The organism is Nonomuraea sp. NPDC049309 (genome assembly GCF_043196965.1).
In the GTDB taxonomy this organism is placed as follows: domain Bacteria; phylum Actinomycetota; class Actinomycetes; order Streptosporangiales; family Streptosporangiaceae; genus Nonomuraea; species Nonomuraea fastidiosa.
Window position 1 is genome coordinate 240,463 of the sequence record NZ_JBICSH010000008.1, and the last position, 20,611, is coordinate 261,073.

General features: G+C 71.9%; 17 protein-coding genes. 14 read left to right on the top strand and 3 right to left on the bottom strand.

Features of this window, described 5'->3' with window-relative positions; all coding sequences use genetic code 11:
- Window positions 1-17: 17 nt before the first annotated feature.
- Window positions 18-1,019 carry a LacI family DNA-binding transcriptional regulator gene (locus ACGFIM_RS36975; RefSeq protein WP_393210697.1) on the bottom strand — a complete coding sequence of 334 codons (1,002 nt, stop codon included), beginning with the start codon at window positions 1,017-1,019 and terminating at the stop codon, window positions 18-20.
- 289 nt (window positions 1,020-1,308) lie between these two features.
- On the opposite strand from ACGFIM_RS36975, the gene ACGFIM_RS36980 reads away from it, so the two are divergent.
- From ACGFIM_RS36980 to ACGFIM_RS37035, 12 genes are all read left to right on the top strand, one after another.
- On the top strand, window positions 1,309-3,240 hold the full coding sequence (locus tag ACGFIM_RS36980) for a beta-galactosidase (protein WP_393210700.1): 1,932 nt from the start codon (window positions 1,309-1,311) through the stop codon (window positions 3,238-3,240).
- A 208-nt stretch (window positions 3,241-3,448) separates the two neighbouring features.
- Window positions 3,449-3,766, top strand: a complete 318-nt coding sequence (locus tag ACGFIM_RS36985; RefSeq protein ID WP_364070310.1) for an L-rhamnose mutarotase — start codon at window positions 3,449-3,451, stop codon at window positions 3,764-3,766.
- A gap of 10 nt (window positions 3,767-3,776) precedes the next feature.
- Complete coding sequence (gene rhaI / locus ACGFIM_RS36990) at window positions 3,777-4,934, top strand: L-rhamnose isomerase (protein ID WP_393210704.1); 1,158 nt, start codon at window positions 3,777-3,779, stop codon at window positions 4,932-4,934.
- Window positions 4,935-4,940: 6 nt separating this feature from the next.
- Window positions 4,941-6,983: a bifunctional aldolase/short-chain dehydrogenase gene (locus ACGFIM_RS36995; RefSeq protein WP_393210707.1), complete on the top strand. Its 2,043-nt coding sequence runs from the start codon at window positions 4,941-4,943 to the stop codon at window positions 6,981-6,983.
- A gap of 251 nt (window positions 6,984-7,234) precedes the next feature.
- Window positions 7,235-8,257: an N-acetyl-gamma-glutamyl-phosphate reductase gene (gene argC / locus ACGFIM_RS37000; RefSeq protein ID WP_393210710.1), complete on the top strand. Its 1,023-nt coding sequence runs from the start codon at window positions 7,235-7,237 to the stop codon at window positions 8,255-8,257.
- A 67-nt stretch (window positions 8,258-8,324) separates the two neighbouring features.
- Window positions 8,325-9,476: a bifunctional glutamate N-acetyltransferase/amino-acid acetyltransferase ArgJ gene (gene argJ / locus ACGFIM_RS37005; RefSeq protein ID WP_393210713.1), complete on the top strand. Its 1,152-nt coding sequence runs from the start codon at window positions 8,325-8,327 to the stop codon at window positions 9,474-9,476.
- On the top strand, window positions 9,473-10,348 hold the full coding sequence (gene argB / locus ACGFIM_RS37010) for an acetylglutamate kinase (RefSeq protein ID WP_393210716.1): 876 nt from the start codon (window positions 9,473-9,475) through the stop codon (window positions 10,346-10,348). The genes argJ and argB overlap by 4 nt, the downstream gene beginning before the upstream one ends.
- A complete protein-coding gene (locus ACGFIM_RS37015) occupies window positions 10,345-11,511 on the top strand; it encodes an acetylornithine transaminase (RefSeq protein WP_393210719.1) in 1,167 nt (388 codons plus the stop codon). Before argB ends, ACGFIM_RS37015 begins: the two co-directional genes overlap by 4 nt.
- Entirely contained in the window at window positions 11,508-12,428 is a 921-nt protein-coding gene (gene argF / locus ACGFIM_RS37020; RefSeq protein ID WP_393210722.1) for an ornithine carbamoyltransferase, read from the top strand. The genes ACGFIM_RS37015 and argF overlap by 4 nt, the downstream gene beginning before the upstream one ends.
- Window positions 12,425-12,928: an arginine repressor gene (locus tag ACGFIM_RS37025; protein ID WP_393210725.1), complete on the top strand. Its 504-nt coding sequence runs from the start codon at window positions 12,425-12,427 to the stop codon at window positions 12,926-12,928. The genes argF and ACGFIM_RS37025 overlap by 4 nt, the downstream gene beginning before the upstream one ends.
- A gap of 161 nt (window positions 12,929-13,089) precedes the next feature.
- The gene (gene argH / locus ACGFIM_RS37030) at window positions 13,090-14,520 is read left to right on the top strand and encodes an argininosuccinate lyase (RefSeq protein WP_393210728.1); all 1,431 of its coding nucleotides are present in this window, start codon (window positions 13,090-13,092) and stop codon (window positions 14,518-14,520) included.
- Complete coding sequence (locus ACGFIM_RS37035; RefSeq protein WP_393210731.1) at window positions 14,502-15,191, top strand: DNA-3-methyladenine glycosylase; 690 nt, start codon at window positions 14,502-14,504, stop codon at window positions 15,189-15,191. The genes argH and ACGFIM_RS37035 overlap by 19 nt, the downstream gene beginning before the upstream one ends.
- Here ACGFIM_RS37035 and ACGFIM_RS37040 read toward each other — a convergent pair.
- Window positions 15,131-15,532 carry a PH domain-containing protein gene (locus tag ACGFIM_RS37040; RefSeq protein ID WP_393210734.1) on the bottom strand — a complete coding sequence of 134 codons (402 nt, stop codon included), beginning with the start codon at window positions 15,530-15,532 and terminating at the stop codon, window positions 15,131-15,133. The two genes, ACGFIM_RS37035 and ACGFIM_RS37040, sit on opposite strands and share 61 nt — an antisense overlap.
- A gap of 86 nt (window positions 15,533-15,618) precedes the next feature.
- On the opposite strand from ACGFIM_RS37040, the gene tyrS reads away from it, so the two are divergent.
- On the top strand, window positions 15,619-16,887 hold the full coding sequence (tyrS, locus tag ACGFIM_RS37045; protein ID WP_393210737.1) for a tyrosine--tRNA ligase: 1,269 nt from the start codon (window positions 15,619-15,621) through the stop codon (window positions 16,885-16,887).
- Window positions 16,888-17,247: 360 nt separating this feature from the next.
- On the opposite strand, the gene ACGFIM_RS37050 is transcribed toward tyrS, so the two are convergent.
- A complete protein-coding gene (locus ACGFIM_RS37050; protein ID WP_393210740.1) occupies window positions 17,248-18,867 on the bottom strand; it encodes a glycosyltransferase family 39 protein in 1,620 nt (539 codons plus the stop codon).
- Window positions 18,868-18,901: 34 nt separating this feature from the next.
- Between ACGFIM_RS37050 and ACGFIM_RS37055 the strand changes: the two genes are divergently transcribed.
- Window positions 18,902-19,504 carry an HAD family hydrolase gene (locus ACGFIM_RS37055; RefSeq protein ID WP_393210743.1) on the top strand — a complete coding sequence of 201 codons (603 nt, stop codon included), beginning with the start codon at window positions 18,902-18,904 and terminating at the stop codon, window positions 19,502-19,504.
- Window positions 19,505-20,611: the final 1,107 nt, after the last annotated feature.

A 20,611-nucleotide genomic window follows, 5' to 3' on the forward strand; every position in this document is an offset into this window, starting at 1 on the left:
TCCCGGTGCGCGGCGGCTCATTGCGTGGACTCCCTGGCGACGAGCTCCGGCTGGAACATGATGTGCTGGTGCGCGTGCGTGTCGGGGTTGTCGCACTCGTCCAGCAGCAGCTCGGTGGCGATGCGCCCGAGCTGGTACGTCGGCTGCCGCATCGAGGTGAGCGACACCGTCGAGGCGGCGGCGAAGTCGATGTCGTCGTAGCCCATCAGCACGACGTCCTCGGGCACCCGCACCCCCGAGCGCAGCAGCGCGCGCAGCACGCCGAGCGCGAGCAGGTCGTTGGCGCAGAAGATCGCCTCGGGCAGCCCTTCCGCGGCCAGCTCGCCCGCCGCCTTCTCGCCCGCCTTGGCGGTCATCGTGGCCGCCTCGACCACGCGCAGGTCCCCGGGGTCGAGCCCGGCGGCGGTCATGGCCATCTTGGCGCCCTCGCGGCGCTCGACGCACTGCCGGATGGTCAGCGGCCCGGTCACGTACGCCAGGCTCCGCGCGCCCTTGCCCAGCAGGTGGGCCACGGCCGCGCGGCCGCCCGCGACGTCGTCGACGGCCACCGCGCACTGGTCGGGGCGGTGGGCGGGATGGTCGACGAGCACCACGCTGATGCCGTGCTCGCGCAGCCGGTCGAGCCTGGCCGGGTCCTCGCCCGACGGCGTGATGAGCACGCCGCGCACGCGGTGCTCGGCCAGCACGCGCAGGTTGCGGTCCTCCTTGTCGGTGGAGCCCGCCGAGTTGCCGAGGATCACCGCGTAGCCGAGCTCGCTGGCCACGTCCTCGACGCCGGCGGCGACCTCGGTGAAGAACGGGTTGCCGATGTCGATCACGCTCAGGCCGATCGTCCTGCTGTATCCGGCGCGCAGTGTGGAGGCCGAGCCGTGCCGGACGAACCCCAGCTCGCTGATGGCGGCCTCGACCCGCTCGCGCGTGGCCGGCGCGACTTTGCCCGGCCGGTTCAGTACGTTGGAGACCGTGCCGGGGGAGACGCCGGCGAGTGCGGCGACGTCCTTGATGCTGACCATGGCCATGAAGACCAATTAAAACGTACTAACGACCGCTTGGCCAGTCACACCACCGGTGGGAGCCCGGTTCCCCTTCGCAGAACGCCGTCAATTGAGCGGTGAGATGAAAAACGTTCAACCGCGAACGTTCCACAGCGTGGCGCGGCGTGCCTGAGCGAGCGCTCAGGGTCGCCCCGTTCCTCCCGAACCCCCGCCTGAGCAGCGGAGATCTGTCGCGGGGCGCTGCCGGGACTTGTGTGCCGATATGTGGAAACGTTTTAATCCCCAGGTAAACGACCCATGAAAGGCAGGCTTCATGCCGGATGTCATCGCGTACGGCGGCGACTGGAACCCCGAGCAGTGGCCCGAGGAGACCTGGGAGCAGGACGTCGCGCTGATGCGCGAGGCCGGAGTCAACAGGGTCAGCCTCGGCATCTTCTCCTGGTCGCTGCTCGAACCCGTCGAGGGCGTCTTCGAGTTCGGCTGGCTCGACCGGGCCATGGACCTGCTGGCGGCCAACGGCATCCGGGCCAACCTGGCCACCCCCACCGCCTCACCACCGCCCTGGTTCGCCGACACCTACCCCGAGGCGCTGCCCGTGGACGCCGACGGCTGGCGGCTGTACCACGGCAGCAGGCAGGCGTTCTGCCCCAGCTCGCCGATCTACAAGGAGAAGGCGCTGCGCATCGCCGAGCAGGTCGCGCTCCGCTACCGCGACCACCCGGCGCTCGCCCTGTGGCACGTGCACAACGAGTACGGCTGCCACAACGCCCGCTGCTACTGCGACGCCTCCGCCGCGGCCTTCCGCGCCTGGCTGCGCTCGCGCTACGCCTCGCTCGACGAGCTGAACGACGCCTGGGGCACCGCCTTCTGGTCGCAGCACTACAGCGACTGGGCGCAGATCCTGCCGCCCCGCGCCACGCCGAGCTTCGTCAACCCCGGCCAGCTCCTCGACTTCCGCAGGTTCAGCTCCGACGCCCTCGTCGAGCTCTACCTGGCCGAACGCGAGCTGCTCAAGCAGATCACCCCCGGCGTGCCCGCCACCACCAACCTCATGGCCGGCGCCCACTGGGACATGGACTGCTGGGCCTTCGCCGCCGAGCTGGACGTCGTCTCCACCGACCACTACCTCATCGGCGCCCGCGCCGAGCCGCACATCGACCTGGCCTTCGCCGCCGACTACGCGCGCTCGCTCAACGGCGGACGGCCCTGGCTGCTCATGGAGCACTCCACCAGCGCCGTCAACTGGCAGCAGCCGCGCAACCTCGCCAAGGCCCCCGGCGAGCTGCGCCGCAACTCCCTGGCCCACCTGGCCAGGGGCGCCGACGGCATCATGTTCTTCCAGTGGCGCCAGTCCAGGGCGGGCGCGGAGAAGTGGCACTCGGCGATGCTGCCGCACGCCGGCCCCGACACCAAGATCTTCCGCGAGGTGAAGGCGCTCGGCGCGGAGCTGGCCGGGCTCGCCGATGTCGCGGGCAGCCGGGTCGAGGCCGAGGTGGCGCTGCTCATCGACCACTCCAGCGTGTGGGCCCAGGACCACCCCGCCCAGCCCAGCTCCGAGCTCGACCCGGTGGAGGAGGCCAAGCGCTGGCACGCGGCCCTGTGGCGGGCCGGCATCACCTGCGACATCGCGCACCCCGAAGGCGACCTGAGCGGCTACCGGCTCGTGCTGGTCCCGCAGCTCTACCTGGTCAGCGACGCGGGCGCGGCCAACCTGGAGGAGTTCGCGCGCCGGGGCGGCGTCGTGCTCGTCGGGCCGTACAGCGGGATCGTGGACGAGCACGACAGGGTGCGGCTCGGCGGCTACCCGGGCGCCTGGCGCGACCTGCTGGGCGTCACCGTCGAGGAGTTCTTCCCGCTCGCCGAGCCGATCAGGCTGGCATCCGGCGCGACGGGCCGGCTGTGGAGCGAGGCGGCGCGGGTCACCACGGCGAAGGTGCTCGACACGTACGCGAGCGGCGAGCCCGCCTGGACCCGCAACGAGTTCGGCGACGGCGTCGCCCACTACCTGACGACCCTGCTCGACGACGCCGCGCTCGCCGGGGTCATCGGCACCGTCTGCGGGGAGGCCGGGGTCGAGCCCGCCGCCGGCACCGTGCCCGGTGTGGAGGTGGTGCGCCGCACGCGCGCCGACGGCGGCTCCTTCCTGTTCGCGATCAACCACACCGGCGAGGACGCCGCGGTCACCACCCGCGACGGCCGCACCGTCACGGTCGCGGCGGGGGACGCCGTCGTGGTGCCCGGCTGACCCGCGCCCGCCCGGGCCGCTCCCTCGCGGATCGCGCCCTCGCGAAGGCGGGGCGCTCCTGGGGTGGGCGGCGCGCGTGGCTTGAAACGTGTCAGAGCCCGATCGCGGGCCCGCAGCGCAAGGCCGGGGCCGGGCCGCGCATTGACAGCGGCCAGCGGGAATCATAGTTTCCTGCCCAGAACATTAAAACGTTTTGAAGGGAGTGTCAGTGCAACGCGTGTGCTTCCTGCTGAAAGTCCGCCAGGATCGGCTGGCGGAGTATCGCGAGCGCCACCGCGACGTCTGGCCGGAGATGCGCGAGGCGCTGTCACGTACCGGCTGGCACAACTACTCGCTCTTCCTCAGGGACGACGGCCTGCTCGTCGGCTACCTGGAGACCGAGGACTTCGAGGCGGCCAAGAAGGCGATGGCCGAGACCGAGGTCAACGCCCGCTGGCAGGCGGAGATGGCGCCGTTCTTCGAGGACCTCGACGGCCGGCCCGACGAGGGCATGACGCCGCTGACCGAAGTGTTCCACCTGGACTGATCGGGGAGTAATGACTGACATCAAGGCCGCGCTGCGGGCGCAGCACATCGAGACGCCGTCCTGGGCCTACGGCAACAGCGGCACCCGCTTCAAGGTGTTCGCGCAGAGGGGCGTGCCGCGCGACCCGTACGAGAAGCTCGCCGACGCCGCCCAGGTGCACGCCCACACCGGCGTCGCGCCCACGGTCGCCCTGCACATCCCGTGGGACAAGGTGGACGACTACGCCGACCTCGCCCGGCACGCCCGCGACCTGGGCGTCGGCATCGGAGCCATCAACTCCAACGTCTTCCAGGACGACGACTACATGCTGGGCAGCGTCACCAACCCCGACCCGCGCGTGCGCCGCAAGGCCACCGACCACCTGCTCGAATGCGTGGACATCATGGACGCCACCGGCTCCGACACGCTCAAGCTGTGGTTCTCCGACGGCATCAACTACCCGGGCCAGGACGACCTGCGGGCCCGCCAGGACCGCCTGGCCGAGGCGCTCGCCGAGGTCTACGACCGGCTCGGCGACGGCCAGCGCTTCCTGCTGGAGTACAAGCTGTTCGAGCCCGCCTTCTACGCCACCGACGTGCCCGACTGGGGCACCGCGTACGCCCACTGCGTCAAGCTCGGCCCCAAGGCCCAGGTGGTCGTGGACACCGGCCACCACGCGCCGGGCACCAACATCGAGTTCATCGTGGCGTTCCTGCTGCGCGAGGGGAAGCTCGGCGGCTTCGACTTCAACTCCCGCTTCTACGCCGACGACGACCTCATGGTCGGCGCCGCGGACCCGTTCCAGCTCTTCCGCATCATGTTCGAGGTGGTGCGCGGCGGCGGCCTCGACCCCGAGGCGAACGTCGCGTTCATGCTCGACCAGTGCCACAACATCGAGCCCAAGATCGCCGGCCAGATCCGCTCGGTGATGAACGTCCAGGAGGCCACCGCCAAGGCGCTGCTGGTGGACCGCGACGCGCTGGCCGCCGCCCAGGCCGCCGGTGACGTGCTGGGCGCCAACGCTGTCCTCATGGACGCCTACAACACCGACGTGCGGCCGCTGCTCGCCGAGCTGCGCGAGGAGATGGGCCTCGCGCCCGACCCGATGGCCGCCTACGCCGCGTCCGGATACTTCGAGAAGATCGCCGCCGAGCGCGTCGGCGGCACGCAGGCCGGCTGGGGGGCCTGAACCGTCATGTCGAACGTCATCAACGAGCTGCTCGATCGCTCCCACCGCCTGGGCGCCGACCCGCGCAACACCAACTACGCAGGCGGCAACACCTCCGCCAAGGGCACCGCGACCGACCCGGTGACCGGCTCCGACGTCGAGCTGCTGTGGGTCAAGGGCTCCGGCGGCGACCTCGGCACGCTCAAGGAGTCGGGCCTGGCCGTGCTCCGCCTCGACCGGCTGCGCGCGCTCAAGGACGTCTACCCGGGCGTCGAGCGCGAGGACGAGATGGTCGCGGCCTTCGACTACTGCCTGCACGGCAGGGGCGGCGCCGCCCCGTCCATCGACACCGCCATGCACGGCCTGGTGGACGCCGCCCACGTCGACCACCTGCACCCCGACGCGGGCATCGCGCTGGCCACCGCCGCCGACGGTGAGGAGCTGACCAGGCGCATCTTCGGCGACCGCGTCGTGTGGGTGCCGTGGCGCCGCCCCGGCTTCCAGCTCGGCCTGGACATCGCCGCGATCAAGGACGCCAACCCGCAGGCCATCGGCTGCATCCTGGGCGGCCACGGCATCACCGCGTGGGGCTCGACCTCCCGGGAGTGCGAGGAGCGCTCGCTGGAGATCATCCGTACCGCGGAGGCGTACCTGGCCGAGCACGGCCGCCCCGACCCGTTCGGCCCGGTCGTCTACGAGACGCTGCCCGAGGCCGAGCGGCACGCGCGGGCCGCCGCGCTGTTCCCGATCGTGCGCGGCCTGGCCTCCACCGACGCGCGCGTGGTCGGCCACTACACCGACACGCCCGAGGTGCTGGACTTCGTCTCACGCGCCGAGCACCCGAGGCTCGCGGCGCTGGGCACGTCCTGCCCCGACCACTTCCTGCGGACGAAGGTCGCGCCGCTGGTGCTCGACCTGCCGCCGGACGCGCCGCTTGAGCAGGCCGCCGAGCGGCTGCGCGAGCTGCACGCCGCCTACCGCGCCGACTACACCGCCTACTACGAGCGGCACGCACAGCCGGACTCGCCGCCCATGCGCGGCGCCGATCCGGCGATCGTGCTCGTGCCGGGCGTCGGCATGTTCTCCTTCGGCAAGGACAAGCAGACCGCGCGGGTGGCCGGCGAGTTCTACGTCAACGCCATCAACGTCATGCGCGGTGCCGAGTCCGTCTCCACCTACGCGCCCATCCCCGAGTCGGAGAAGTTCCGCATCGAGTACTGGGAGCTGGAGGAGGCCAAGCTCCGCCGCATGCCCAAGCCCAAGCCGCTGGCCACCAGGATCGCGCTGGTCACCGGCGGCGGCTCCGGCATCGGTGCGGCCACCGCGCGCCGGCTGGCCGCCGAGGGCGCGTGCGTGATCGTTGCCGACCGCGACCTCGCCGCCGCCGAGAAGGTGGCCGCCGAGATCGGCGCGCAGGCGCACCGGCCGTCCGACGCGGCCGTGGCGATCGGCGTGGACGTCACCTCCGAGGAGCAGATCGCCGCCGCCGTGCGCGCGGGCGTGCTCGCCTTCGGCGGTATCGACCTGGTCGTCAACAACGCCGGGCTGTCGCTGTCGCGCTCCCTGCTCGAGACCACGGTCGAGGACTGGGACCTGCAGCACGACGTCATGGCGCGCGGCTCGTTCCTGGTCTCCAGGGAGACCGCCAAGGTCATGATTGACCAGGGCATGGGCGGCGACATCGTCTACATCTCCTCCAAGAACTCCGTCTTCGCCGGGCCGAACAACGTCGCCTACGGCGCCGCCAAGGCCGACCAGGCGCACCAGGTGCGGCTGCTGGCCGCCGAGCTGGGCGCGCACGGCATCCGGGTCAACGGCGTCAACCCCGACGGCGTGGTGCGCGGTTCCGGCATCTTCGCCTCCGGCTGGGGCGCCAACCGGGCGAAGGTGTACGGCGTGGAGGAGGAGAAGCTGGGCGAGTTCTACGCCCAGCGCACGCTGCTCAAGCGCGAGGTGCTGCCCGAGCACGTGGCGGCGGCCGTCTTCGCGCTCACCGGCGGCGAGCTGACCCACACGACCGGCCTGCACATCCCGGTGGACGCGGGCGTCGCCGCGGCCTTCCTGCGCTGAGCGCACGCTCATCCGTGGCCCCGAGCCATACGGCTCGGGGCTTTTTACGTGTGGCGGACCGGAAAACGGACAAGAACTGGTGCATGGCTTGCAACACGCCCGCATGTTTCCGGCACGTGTCCGCCGCCGCCACGTCTCACGATGCGGTCAGCGGCCCCGGCCAGGCTTGCATGTTCATGCTCTAGAGTGCATCATCTTCACAAGCAAAGTCATAAGCTTTGATGCATAGTCATGCAGCGGGAGGATGTCGCATGAGGGCAGCGGTCGCGGGGGCCAGCGGCTACGCGGGAGGGGAGCTGCTCCGCCTCCTCCTCGCTCACCCCGAGTTCGAGATCGGCGCGCTGACCGCCGCCTCCAGCGCCGGCACCAGGCTCGGCGCGCACCAGCCCCACCTCGCCCCGCTCGCCGACCGCGTCATCGAGGAGACCACCGCCGAAGCGCTCGCCGGGCACGACGTGGTCTTCCTCGCCCTGCCGCACGGCCACTCCGCCGCCGTCGCCGCCCGGCTCGGCGACGAGACGATCGTGGTCGACTGCGGCGCCGACCACCGGCTCGCCGACCCCGCCGCCTGGCAGGAGTTCTACGGCGGCGAGCACGCCGGCACCTGGCCCTACGGCCTGCCCGAGCTGCCCGGCCAGCGCGAGGTGCTCAAGGGCGCCACCCGCATCGCCGTGCCCGGCTGCTACCCGACCTCCGTGCTGCTCGCGCTGTTCCCCGCCTACGCCGCGGGCCTGGCCGGGCCCGAGGTCGTCGTGGTCGCCGCCAGCGGCACCAGCGGCGCCGGCAAGTCGCTCAAGCCCCACCTGCTCGGCAGCGAGGTCATGGGCTCGGTCAGCGCGTACGGCGTGGGCGGCGTCCACCGCCACACCCCCGAGATGGAGCAGGGCCTGTCGGCCGTCGCCGGGCGGCCGGTCCGCGTCTCGTTCACCCCGACGCTCGCGCCCATGAGCCGCGGCATCCTGGCCACCTGCACCGCCCCCGCCGCGCCCGGCCTCACCAAGGAGGCGCTGCGCTCGGCGTATGAGGCGGCGCTCAAGGACGAGCCGTTCGTCCGCCTGCTGCCCGAGGGCGTCTGGCCGGCCACCTCCATGACTTACGGCGCCAACATCGCCGCACTGCAGGTGACGCTCGACGAGCGCGCGGGCCGCGTGGTCGCCGTCATCGCCATCGACAACCTCACCAAGGGCACGGCCGGAGGCGCGATCCAGAGCGTCAACCTCGCCCTCGGCCTGCCGGAAGAGCTTGGCCTCCCCACGACAGGAGTTGCTCCGTGAGAGAGCGCAGCGTAGAGATCAGCAAGCACGGGTGCCCGGCATCCCTGCCGGCGGCGAAGGAGGCGGCATGAGCGTCACCGCCCCACTGGGATTCAGGGCGGCCGGCGTCGCCGCGGGCATCAAGCCCGGCGGCGCCCGTGACCTCGCACTCGTCGTCAACGACGGGCCGAGCCGCGCCGCCGCGGGCGTCTTCACCGCCAACCGCGTGAAGGCCGCCCCGGTGCTGTGGTCGCAGCAGGTCCTGTCCGGCGGCCGGCTGCGCGCCGTCGTGCTCAACTCCGGCGGCGCCAACGCCTGCACCGGGCCCGAGGGCTTCCAGGACACCCACGCCACCGCCGAGAAGGTGGCCGAGGTGCTCGAAGACTCCGCGGGCGAGGTCGCCGTCTGCTCCACCGGCCTCATCGGCGTGCGGCTGCCGATGGACGCGGTGCTGTCCGGCGTCGAGACCGCGGCGGGGCAGCTCTCCCGCGACGGCGGCCTGGCCGCCGCCGACGCCATCCGCACCACCGACACCGTCTCCAAGATCTCCTTCAAGCGCGGCAGCGGCTACATGGTCGGCGGCATGGCCAAGGGAGCCGGCATGCTCGCCCCCGCCCTGGCCACCATGCTCTGCGTCATCACCACCGACGCCGAGGTCAGCGCGGAAGAGCTCGGCACCGTGCTGCGCGCGGCCACGTCCAAGACCTTCGACCGGCTCGACACCGACGGCTGCATGTCCACCAACGACACCGTGCTGCTGCTCGCCAGCGGCGCCGCCGGGGTGCGGCCCGACCTCGCCGAGTTCGAGGAGCGGGTCACCGAGGTCTGCGCCGACCTCGCCAGGCAGCTCCTCGTCGACGCCGAAGGTGCCAGCAAGGCCATCGCCATCGAGGTGGTCGGCGCCGCGTCCGAGGACGACGCGGTCAAGGTCGGCCGCGCGGTCGCCCGTTCCAACCTGCTCAAGTGCGCCATCCACGGCGAGGACCCCAACTGGGGCCGCGTGCTGGCCGCCGTCGGCACCACCGACGCCGAGTTCGAGCCCGACCGGCTCAACGTCGCCATCAACGGCATCTGGATCTGCCGTGGCGGCGCCGTCGGCGACGACCGCTCCAAGGTCGACATGCGTCCGCGCGACGTCACCATCACCATCGACCTGTCGGCGGGCCCGCACACCGCGACCGTGCACACCACCGACCTGACGGCCGACTACGTCCACGAGAACTCGGCGTACTCCTCATGAGGCTGACCACCGCGCAGAGCAAGGCCCAGGCACTGATCGAGGCGCTGCCCTGGCTCACCCGCTTCCACGGCGCCGTCGTCGTCGTCAAGTACGGCGGCAACGCCATGACCGACGAGTCGCTCAAGCACCGCTTCGCCGAGGACGTCGTCTTCCTCCACCACGCCGGCCTGCGCCCGGTCGTGGTGCACGGCGGCGGCCCGCAGATCAGCAGCGCGCTCGACAGGCTCGGCATCGAGTCCACCTTCACCGCCGGGCTCCGGGTCACCACGCCCGAGGCCATGCAGGTCGTCAGGATGGTGCTCACCGGCCAGGTCAACCCCGAGATCGTCGGCATGATCAACCGGCACGGGCCGTTCGCCGTCGGCATGTCGGGTGAGGACGCCCACCTGTTCACCGCCGTGCGCAAGCACGCGATCGTGGACGGCGAGCCCGTCGACATCGGCCAGGTCGGCGAGATCATCAAGGTCGAGCCGGGCGCCGTGCGGGCGCTGCTCGACGACGGCCGCATCCCCGTCGTCTCCAGCGTGGCCAGGGGCGACGACGGGGAGATCTACAACGTGAACGCCGACACCGCGGCCGCCGCGCTGGCCGTGGCGCTCAAGGCGCAGAAGCTGATCGTGCTGACCGACGTCGAGGGCCTGTACGCCAACTGGCCCGACGACACCGACGTCATCGACCAGCTCACCGCCGACGAGCTGGCGGCGATGATGCCCACACTCTCCAGCGGTATGGTGCCGAAAATGGAGGCGTGCCTGACGGCCGTGCAGGGCGGGGTCCCGCAGGCCCACGTGCTCGACGGCCGGGTGCCCCACTCGCTGCTGCTGGAGATCTTCACCAATGAAGGAATCGGAACGATGGTGATCCCGTCATGAACCTGCACGAGCGCTTCGGCAACGCCTTCATGCCCAACTACGGCGTCCCGCCGATCGCGCTGGCCCGCGGCGAGGGCACCCGCGTCTGGGACGTCGACGGCAGGCAGTACCTCGACTTCATCGCCGGGATCGCCACCAGCTCGCTCGGACACGCACACCCCGCGCTGGTCGAGGCGGTCTCCCGGCAGGTCGCCACGATCGCGCACACCTCCAACCTGTTCCTGCACGAGCCCGAGGTGCTGCTGGCCGAGAAGCTGCTCGACCTGCTCAACGCGCCCGGCCGCGTCTTCTTCGCCAACTCCGGCACCGAGGCCAACGAGGCCGCCTACAAGCTGGCGCTCAAGTACGGCCGCCGCGAGGGCCGCTCCTACTTCGTGGCCGCCGAGAACGGCTTCCACGGCCGCACCATCGGCGCCCTGTCGCTGACCGGCAAGCCGTCCATCCGCGACCAGTTCGGGCCGTTCCCGGTGGACGTCCGCTTCGTCCCGTACGGCGACGCCGCCGCGCTCAAGGAGGCCGTCACCGGCGACTGCATCGCCGTCTTCCTCGAGCCCACCCAGGGCGAGGCCGGCGTGGTGCCGCCGCCCGAGGGCTACTTCGAGGCCGCCCGCGAGGTCTGCGACTCCACCGGCGCGCTGCTGGTCGCCGACGAGATCCAGTCGGCCATCGGCCGTACCGGCCACTGGTTCGCCCACCAGGCCGAGGGCGTCACCCCCGACATCCTCACGCTCGCCAAGGGCCTCGGCGGCGGGCTGCCGATCGGCGCCTGCATCGGCTTCGGCGACGTCGGCAGGCTGTTCGAGAAGGGCGACCACGGCTCGACGTTCGGCGGCAACCCGGTCTCGTGCGCCGCCGCGCTGGCCGTGCTCGACAACCTCGACCTCGACCACGTCAAGTCCGTCGCCGCCCGGCTGCGCACCGGCCTTGAGTCCGTCGCGCACCCGCTGCTGAAGAACGTGCGCGGCCGCGGCCTGTGGCTGGCCGCCGTGCTCGCCGAGCCCCGCTCCGCCCAGGTGCAGCAGGCCGCCGCCGACGCCGGCTTCCTGGTCAACGCCCTGCAGCCCGACGCCGTACGCATCGCGCCGCCGCTCGTGGTGACCGCCGACGAGGTCGACGCGTTCGTGGCGGCGTTCCCTGCCATCCTCGCGGAGGCGGCCAAGTGACCAGGCACTTCCTGCGCGACGACGACCTCAGCCCCGCCGAGCAGGCCGAGGTGCTCGACCTCGCCGACGCCATGAAGAAGGACCGCTTCGGCTACCGCCCCTTCGAGGGCCCGCAGACCGTCGCCGTGCTCTTCGACAAGCCGTCGGCGCGCACCCGCGTCTCCTTCCACACCGGCATCGGCGAGCTGGGCGGCCTGCCGCTGGTCGTCGACAACGTCTCGGTGCTCATGGGCCGCGGCGAGCCCACCGCCGACATCGCCCGTGTGCTCGAGCGCCAAGTGGCCGCCATCGTCTGGCGCACCACCGGCCAGGAGCTCATCGAGGAGATGGCCGCGCACTCCCGGGTGCCCGTGGTCAATGCGCTCACCGACGAGTTCCACCCCTGCCAGATCCTCGCCGACCTGCAGACCGTCAGGGAGCACCTGGGCCGCACCGCCGGCGTCACGCTCACCTACCTCGGCGACGGCGCCAACAACATGGCCCACTCCTACCTGCTGGGCGGCGCCACGGCCGGCATGCACGTCCGTATCGCGGCGCCCGCCGGCTACCAGCCGGACGCGGTCATCCTCGACAAGGCCGCCGCCATCGCCGCCGGGACCGGCGGCTCGGTCGTCGCGCTGTCCGACCCCGAGGCCGCGGTCCAGGGCGCTCACGTCGTCGCCACCGACACGTGGGTGTCGATGGGCCAGGACGGCAAGGAGCAGCGCGTCGCCGCGCTCTCGCCGTACCAGGTGAACAACGAGCTGCTCGAACACGCCGCGCCCGACGCGATCGTGCTGCACTGCCTGCCCGCCTACCGCGGGTACGAGATCACCGAAGACGTCCTCGAAGGCCCGCGCAGCGTCGTGTGGGACCAGGCGGAGAACCGCCTGCACGCCCAGAAGGCGCTGCTCCACTGGCTGGTGTCCCAGCGATGATCCCGATGACCAAGGCGGCCCGCCAGGCCAAGATCACCGAGCTGCTGCAGCGCAAGGCCGTACGCTCCCAGCCCGAGCTGGCCAAGCTGCTGGCCGAGAGCGGCGTCGAGGTCACCCAGGCCACGCTCTCGCGCGACCTCGACGAGCTCGGCGCGCTCAAGCTGCGCGCCGACGACGGCTCGCTCGTCTACGCGCTGCCCGGCGAGGGCGGCGGCCGCATCCCGCTCGCCCGCACGGGCACCGGCGAGACCCCGGCCGCCCGGCTGCGCCGCATCGCCGAAGAGCTGCTGGTCGAGGCCGAGGCGTCGGCCAACCTGGTCATCGTGCGCACGCCGCCGGGCGCGGCGCAGTTCCTCGCCTCCGCCATCGACCACGCCGACTGGGAGTCCATCCTCGGCACGGTGGCGGGCGACGACACCATCCTCGTCATCAGCCGCGACCCCACCGGCGGGCAGGCCGTCGCCGACGCCCTGCTCAAGATCGCCGATCGGCGCGCCTAGACCGCGCCGCGCCTGCTCAGGCCCGCTCCCGGGCTAGGATCACGGCTGCCCGGCACACCACGAGGGGCCGACGTGCACTAATGTCGCGCAGGAGCCAGGGGAAAGCGCGAGGCACGATGCCGGCGAGCACCGACGCGGGCGCGGCCAGCCAGAAAACGTATATGGAGGACACAACGGTGAGTGAAGGCAAGCCGATGCGGCTGTGGGGCGGACGCTTCGAGAGCGGCCCGTCCGACGCGCTGGCCCGGCTGTCGGTGAGCGTCCACTTCGACTGGCGGCTGGTGCCGTACGACCTGGCGGCGTCCAGGGCGCACGCCCGCGTGCTGCACCGGGCGAACCTGCTGACCGACGAGGAGCTCGAGCGCATGATCGGCGCGCTCGACGACCTCGAGCAGGCGTGCAAGTCCGGCGAGTTCCGCCCGACCGTCGCCGACGAGGACGTGCACACCGCGCTCGAGCGCGGCCTGCTCGAACGGCTCGGCTCGCTCGGCGGCAAGCTGCGCGCCGGCCGCTCGCGCAACGACCAGATCGCCACCGACCTGCGGCTCTACCTCCGCGACCACGCCCGCACCATCGTCTCCCGCCTGGTCGAGCTGGAGACCGCGCTCATGGCGCAGGCCGAGCAGCACATCGAGACCGCCGCGCCCGGCATGACCCACCTGCAGCACGCGCAGCCGGTCTCCTTCGGCCACCAGCTGCTCGCCCACGTGCAGGCGTTCGCCCGCGACGTCGACCGGCTCACCGACTGGGACAAGCGCGCCGCGATCTCCCCGCTCGGTTCCGGCGCCCTGGCCGGCTCGTCGCTGCCGCTCGACCCGCAGGCCGTGGCCGACGAGCTGGGCTTCGCTGCCGCCGCGCCCAACTCGATGGACGCCGTCGCCGACCGCGACTTCGCCGCCGAGTTCCTGTTCGACGCCGCCATGATCGGCGTGCACCTGTCGCGGCTCGGCGAGGAGATCGTCCTGTGGGCCTCGCAGGAGTTCCGCTGGATCGAGATGGACGACGCCTACTCCACCGGCTCGTCGATCATGCCGCAGAAGAAGAACCCCGACGTGGCCGAGCTGGCCCGCGGCAAGTCCGGCCGCCTCATCGGCAACCTGATGTCGCTGCTCACCACGCTCAAGGGCCTGCCGCTGACCTACAACCGCGACCTGCAGGAGGACAAGGAGCCGGTCTTCGACGCCGTCGACACCCTGCTGCTGGTGCTGCCCGCGATGGCCGGCCTGGTCGCCACCATGCGCGTCAACACCGCCCGCCTGGAGGCCTCCGCCCCCGACGGCTACGCCCTCGCGACCGACCTCGCCGAGCTGCTGGTGCGGCGCGGCGTGCCGTTCCGCGAGGCGCACGAGGCGGTCGGCCACCTCGTCGTCTGGTGCCAGGTCAACGACAAGGACCTCGGCGAGCTGACCGACGACGAGCTGGCCAAGGTCTCGCCGCACCTGACACCCGACGTCCGCGACGTGCTGAGCGTGCCCGGCGCGCTCGCGGCGCGCAAGGCGTACGGCGGCACCGCGCCCGACCGCGTCCGCGACCAGCTCATCGCACTCCGCGAAGTCGTCGACGCGCAGGCGGCATGGGCGGCGGGCAGCTGAGCTCCGCACCGCTGCCGCGGAGCTTCTTCGACCGGCCCTCCCACGAGGTCGCGCCCGACCTGCTCGGGCGCGTGCTCGTGCACGGTTCCGTCGCCGTGCGCCTGACCGAGGTCGAGGCGTACGGCGGCCCCGGCGAGGACCCCGCCGCCCACACCTACCGCGGCAAGACCCCGCGCAACGCCGTCATGTTCGGCCCGCCGGGCCACCTGTACGTGTACTTCACCTACGGCATGCACTTCTGCGCCAACCTCGTCTGCCTGCCCGAGGGCTTCGGCTCGGCGGTGCTGCTGCGCGCGGGCGAGGTGGTGGAGGGCGTGGCCGAGGCGCGCGCCCGCCGTTCCAACGGCCGGCCGGTCCCCGACCGCGATCTGGCGCGCGGCCCGGCCAGGCTGGCCGTCGCGCTCGGCCTGCTGCGCGAGCACAACGGCATCGACGCCATACTCGAAGGCTCGCCCGCCGGCCGCCCCCGGCAGTCGGCCGTCGTGCTCGAAGGCCGTCCCGCCGACCCCGCGACGATCAGGTCAGGGCCGCGCACCGGCGTGTCGACGGCGAAGGAGACGCCGTGGCGGTTCTGGATCGAGGGCGATCCGACCGTCTCCCCGTACCGGGCTCACGTGCCCCGGCGCCGCAGGGCCGCGGCCACCTCCGTCGGAGAGGCGCCCAGCTCATGAGCGCTGAAGATGTGCAGATGGTCGCCGGTGTCGATCTCCAGCGTCTCGCTGCGCAGCCCCCACCGCCTGCGCACGTCCACCTTGATGTCCTCGATCGCCTCCCACGGCACGTGCCGCCGCCCCGCGAACCCGTGCACCACCGTGATGCCGCTCTCGTCGGCCGCCAGCCGCACCGGCGCCAGCACGTCGCGCAGCCCCATCGCCCCCAGCAGAACGGTCGCGGGCACGGCGAGGATCACACCGCGGACATCGCCGGCCGACCACCAGTAGACCCCGAGCCCGGCACACGCCAGAGCCCCTAAGATCTTGAAAACGGCCAGCTCGCGACGGACCCTCCACATGGGCACCCAGCGTATCCAAGTGGCGCGCATCCGCCCCGATCGGGCAGGCTAAAGGCACCGACATCCGACAGGAAAGCCAGATCACCGTGACCGACTTCCTTGACGACCTCGCGTGGCGAGGCCTGATCGCCCAGTCCACCGACCTCGATGCGCTGCGCGCGTCCATGGCCAAGGGACCGATCACGCTTTATTGCGGTTTCGACCCGACCGCGCCGTCCCTGCATGTCGGTCATTTCGTGCCGCTGCTGACGCTGCGCCGCTTCCAGCAGGCCGGCCACCGCCCGATCGGCCTGGTCGGCGGGGCCACCGGCCTCATCGGGGACCCCAGCGGGCGCAACACCGAGCGCTCGCTCAACGACGTCGATGTCGTGGCCGGCTGGGTCGAGCGGCTGCGCGGCCAGGTCGGGCGCTTCCTCGACTTCGACGCCCAGCCCAACGCCGCGCTCCTGGTCAGCAACCTCGACTGGACCGGCAAGCTGACCGCCATCGAGTTCCTGCGCGACATCGGCAAGCACTTCCCGGTCAACCGCATGCTCGCCAGGGAGTCCGTCTCGGCGCGGCTGGCCGGCGAGGGCCTCAGCTACACCGAGTTCAGCTACCAGATCCTGCAGTCGTACGACTTCCTCGAGCTCTACCGCCGCTACAACTGCACGCTGCAGATCGGCGGCAGCGACCAGTGGGGCAACATCACCGCCGGCGCCGACCTGATCCGCCGCGTCGAGGGCGGCCACGTCCACGTCATGACGCTGCCGCTGATCACCAAGGCCGACGGCACCAAGTTCGGCAAGACCGCGGGCGGCGCCCTCTGGCTCGACCCGGAGATGACCTCCCCGTACGCCTTCTACCAGTACTTCCTCAACTCCGACGACCGCGACGTGATCCACTACCTGAAGGTGTTCACGTTCCGCAGCCGCGAGGAGATCGAGGAGCTGGAGAAGGCCGTCGCCGAGCGGCCCTTCGCCCGCGAGGCCCAGCGCGTGCTCGCCGCCGACCTCACCGAGCTGCTGCACGGCAAGGAGGAGCTGGACGCCGTGGTCGCCGCCTCCAAGGCGCTCTTCGGCCAGGGCGCGCTCGAGGAGCTGCCCGCCGCCACGCTCGGTGCCGCGCTGGCCGAGGTGCCCAAGGCCGACATCCCGGCGCTCGGGGTGCCGTACGTCGACCTGCTCGCGCAGAGCGGCATCGTCGAGTCCAAGTCCGCCGCCCGCCGGGTCATCAAGGAGGGCGGCGCGTACCTCAACAACCGGAAGATCACCGACGAGGCGTACGTGCCCGGCCCCGAGGACCTGCTCGCCGGGAAGTACATGGTGCTGCGGCGCGGCAAGAAGTCGATCGGCGGCGTCGAGGTCACCGGCTGACGTTCCGTCCGAGGCGGCGCCCTGTGCGCCCTGTGTGACGGCACTGCTTGGTGACGGCACTGCTTTGCTGGGGGCGGGCACTGCGTGGCAGGCGCCCGCCCTCAGGCATGCCCGGCCACCTCTCCGGGGGCGGGTGCGACACGGCGGGCCTGCTGAGCACGCCTCTCATGGAGCCGGGTGCAGCCGGGTGCGGCGGGCCTGCTGGGTCCGCCTCTCATGGAGCCGGGTGCAGCCCAGTGCGGCGCGGCGGGCCTGTTGGGCCCGCGCAGGCCGGCGCCGTGCGACGGATTCGCGGCATCGCCCGGGGGCGCGGGGCCGTGCGACCGGTCGGCCCGTGCCCGGCGCTTCAGGGTGCCCGCGCTACCGCCGGGTTCCGGGCGTCTCCTGGTCCGTGTCCCGCCTGCCGGGTTCCTGGTCCGTGTCCCGCCTGCTGGGCGCGGTCGCGGCCGGGTGCGGCGTGCCGGTCCTGCGGCGCTGGGCGGCCTCGCCGGTGGATGCCCGCCGGCCGGCGCGCGGTGTGGTCGGCTGCTGCGCTTCCTCGGCGCGGGTGAACAGCGCGACCGTCAGCCCCGGCAGGTCGCCCGAATGTTTGGCCAGCTCCAGCTCGAACCCGGCCGCGCGTACCTGCTCGACCCGGGGCAGCCCGTCGGCCTTCAGGCCCGTCTGCTTGGTGCCGCGCCAGACCACCCACACGCGCTCGCGCCCGGCCAGCGCCGCCGCGACGTCCCGCCGCTCCCGGTAGCCGAACCCGCTGGAGGCGGGCTCGTCCTCCGTGCGCAGGACGTCGACCGGCATGAGGGAGCCGGCGTAGTAGTCGAAGCCGGTACGCAGCTGGCTCTGCCCGTAGACGATGGCGTCGTCCGGCTTCGCCTTGATCACCCGCAGCGCCCACGGGATGTTCTCCATGCGGCCGTTCTCCTCGCGCACGTCCACGTGCTGGGGCAGCGCGACCAGGCAGCCCGCCACCACGACGAGCACCCCGGCCACCACGTGGAAGCGCGGCAGGCAGGCGACCGCCATGCCCACGAGCAGCGCGAGTGCGGGGGCGGTGACGAAGAGGTAGCGGTCCACGTACACGGGGGTGACGAGCCAGGAGATCGCGAGCAGCAGCACGGGCGGCAGCACCAGCCACCCCGCGAGCGCCGCCGCCCAGAGCCGCGCACCCGCCACCCGCCACAGCAGCACGGCGCCCGCCAGCGCGATCGCGAACAGCGCGATGCCGAGCGGCTCCGAGCCCGCCGCCATCTTCGGGAACTTCAGCCAGACCTCGGGACCGCGCTGCGGGATCCAGCTGATGGCGTGCCGTTCGCCGAACCCGATCAGCCCCAGCACCGCGGCGGGGACGCATCCGGCGGCGAGCGCGGCCGCCATCCTGGCCGCCACGTCCCGCCGCACCAGGAAGATCTGGGCGGGGAGCACCAGCACCGCGAACAGGTGCGTGCAGCACACGAACGCCACCGCCGCCCCGTACGCCGCCCACCTGCGCCCGCTCGGGCGCTCCAGCGCCCGGTGCAGCGTCCAGAACGCGAGCACCACCGCGGCCGCGGCGAACGCGTACGACCTGGCGAAGGCGCCGTAGTAGGACACCGACGGCAGGATCGCGAACACGCCGGCCGCGACCACCCCGGCCCGGGTGCTGTGCACCCGCCGGCCCAGGTCCGCCAGCAGCCACGCCGCCACCCCGATGGCCACCGCCGACGGCAGCCGGAGCCACAGCTCCGCCGTGCCCGCCTTCACCCAGACATGCATGAACAGGTAGTAGGGCAGGAAGTGCCCGTCGATGTGGCGGGCAAGCTCGATCAGTCCGGAAAGCGACCGCTCGGCGGCACTGATGGTGGCCAGCTCGTCGCCGTTCAGGGTGCTCGCGCCGGTGCCCGAGAAGGCGGCGATCCCGCCGAGCAACCCCATCCACCAGGGAGCGGACGCGCGCCGGCGCGTGGCCGGACGTGCTGGAGCGACACGGGTGGCGACAGAGTTCACCCGAGGCAGGATACGTGCGGTTATGGTCGGGGACATGGCAAACGTGATCGTTTTCGACCTTTATGGGGTGATCGCCCTCAATCAAGCGGATGAGGCGCGGCGGCGGATCGTCGAGCTGGCCGGAGCCGAGGAGGAGCCGTTCTGGGAGGCGTACTGGGCGTGCCGTCCGGCGTACGACGCCGGCCAGGACAGCCCCGCCTACTGGGACGCCGTCGCCGACCGGCTCGGGGTGCGCTTCGCCGACGTGCCCGCGCTGATCGCCGCCGACCTCGACAGCTGGTCGCGCCTCGACACCGCCATGGCCGGCCTGATCCACGAACTCGCCGACCAGGGACACCGCCTCGGCCTGCTGTCGAACATCATCGCGGACCTGGTGCCCGTCTGGGAGTCGCGGCACGCCTCCCTGCTCGGCCGTTTCGCCGCGCTGACGTTCTCGTGCCGGGAAGGGGTGGCGAAGCCGGACCTGCGTGCGTACGAGATCTGCGCGCAGCGGATGGGCGTGACGCCGGGGGAGGTGCTGTTCATCGACGACCGCGAGGAGAACGTGGTGGCGGCGCGGAAGGCGGGCATCACGGCCGAGGTCTTCCGGTCGGTCGAGCAGGTGCGCGAGCTGGCCAAGACCGTCGTCATCCCGTGACGCCGGGGGCATGCCGCTCGGCAAGAGATCTTGGGCACGCGTTGGCAGGCATCTCCGGGCACGCGGCATCTGGGCAGGGACCTAGGCAATCGGCATCTGCCGCCGGAACACGCGGCACGCGCTCCGCGGAGCTCCGGGGCGCATGGGCGCCCGGTTCCTGGACCGTCCATGGGGGCCGGGTCGTGCATGGACGGCGCGCGGGCACCTGCCGATCGACTGGGGCCGCTGCCGATCGCGCTGACTGGGGGCGCTGTTGCCGATGGCGGACCTGCGGTGCGCTTCGGGGCTCGGCCGCAGACCTGCAGCGCATCGGAGCCGATGCGGCACCCGTGGAGCCCTCAGATGTCGCAACCGCCGCCCATCTCACCGCGCAGGCCGGCCTGCCGCGACAGATCGGGCCCTGCTCGCCCGCGCAAGGGCGACCTGCTGCCGCCGCCCGCGCAAGGCGCGGTTTGCTGCCGCCGCCCGCGCGCGGCGCGACCCGGCTGCCGCCGCCGCGCACCGCCGGCTCGTCATCAGAGCCAATCGGGACGTGCCACCCATCCCGTTGGTGTGTTCGGGCGGTTGGTGTGTTCGGGCGGAGATGTGTTTGTGCGGGGGGAGCGGCGTTGGGACGGGTTCCGGCGCGTAGGGCGGGGCGATTTGACGAGTCGTGGATCGGCACCTAATCTTTCACTTCGCCCCGGGAGTGAGCCGGACGCCGGACAGGCGGACGGGCCTCGAGGCGAACCCCTTGAAGTAACGAGCCACTCGGCGAAGCCGCTTCGGTGTGTTTTCGCACGGGCTGTCCTGGGGTGTGCCGAGATCACCGAAAATTCGGTTGATTCGACATGGCCACAGCGACACGGTACGTTGCGGGGGTTGCCCCGATCGGGGCGGACAATCTTGGACGTCCGACTCGCTTCTCGTCAAGTCGAGAGAGTTGACACGGAGCGGGACGAACTGATAAGATTGCGTCGAACGAGATAGCGCCTCACGGCGCGGGGTTCACCGGAAGTGAGCCTCAGCCGGGTGTACGCGTCCGTTTCTTGAGAACTCAACAGTGTGCTAAAAGCCAGTGCATGATGCATTACCCCGTCATGTTTCCATGACGTGGATTCCTTTTAG

Coding starts and splice junctions, on each gene's coding strand:
- ACGFIM_RS36975 (WP_393210697.1), bottom strand. CDS start 1,019: ATGGCCATGGTCAGCATCAAGGACGTCGCCGCACTCGCCGGCGTCTCC.
- ACGFIM_RS36980 (WP_393210700.1), top strand. CDS start 1,309: ATGCCGGATGTCATCGCGTACGGCGGCGACTGGAACCCCGAGCAGTGG.
- rhaI (WP_393210704.1), top strand. CDS start 3,777: ATGACTGACATCAAGGCCGCGCTGCGGGCGCAGCACATCGAGACGCCG.
- ACGFIM_RS36995 (WP_393210707.1), top strand. CDS start 4,941: ATGTCGAACGTCATCAACGAGCTGCTCGATCGCTCCCACCGCCTGGGC.
- argC (WP_393210710.1), top strand. CDS start 7,235: ATGAGGGCAGCGGTCGCGGGGGCCAGCGGCTACGCGGGAGGGGAGCTG.
- argJ (WP_393210713.1), top strand. CDS start 8,325: ATGAGCGTCACCGCCCCACTGGGATTCAGGGCGGCCGGCGTCGCCGCG.
- argB (WP_393210716.1), top strand. CDS start 9,473: ATGAGGCTGACCACCGCGCAGAGCAAGGCCCAGGCACTGATCGAGGCG.
- ACGFIM_RS37015 (WP_393210719.1), top strand. CDS start 10,345: ATGAACCTGCACGAGCGCTTCGGCAACGCCTTCATGCCCAACTACGGC.
- ACGFIM_RS37025 (WP_393210725.1), top strand. CDS start 12,425: ATGATCCCGATGACCAAGGCGGCCCGCCAGGCCAAGATCACCGAGCTG.
- argH (WP_393210728.1), top strand. CDS start 13,090: ATGGAGGACACAACGGTGAGTGAAGGCAAGCCGATGCGGCTGTGGGGC.
- ACGFIM_RS37035 (WP_393210731.1), top strand. CDS start 14,502: ATGGGCGGCGGGCAGCTGAGCTCCGCACCGCTGCCGCGGAGCTTCTTC.
- ACGFIM_RS37040 (WP_393210734.1), bottom strand. CDS start 15,532: ATGTGGAGGGTCCGTCGCGAGCTGGCCGTTTTCAAGATCTTAGGGGCT.
- ACGFIM_RS37055 (WP_393210743.1), top strand. CDS start 18,902: ATGGCAAACGTGATCGTTTTCGACCTTTATGGGGTGATCGCCCTCAAT.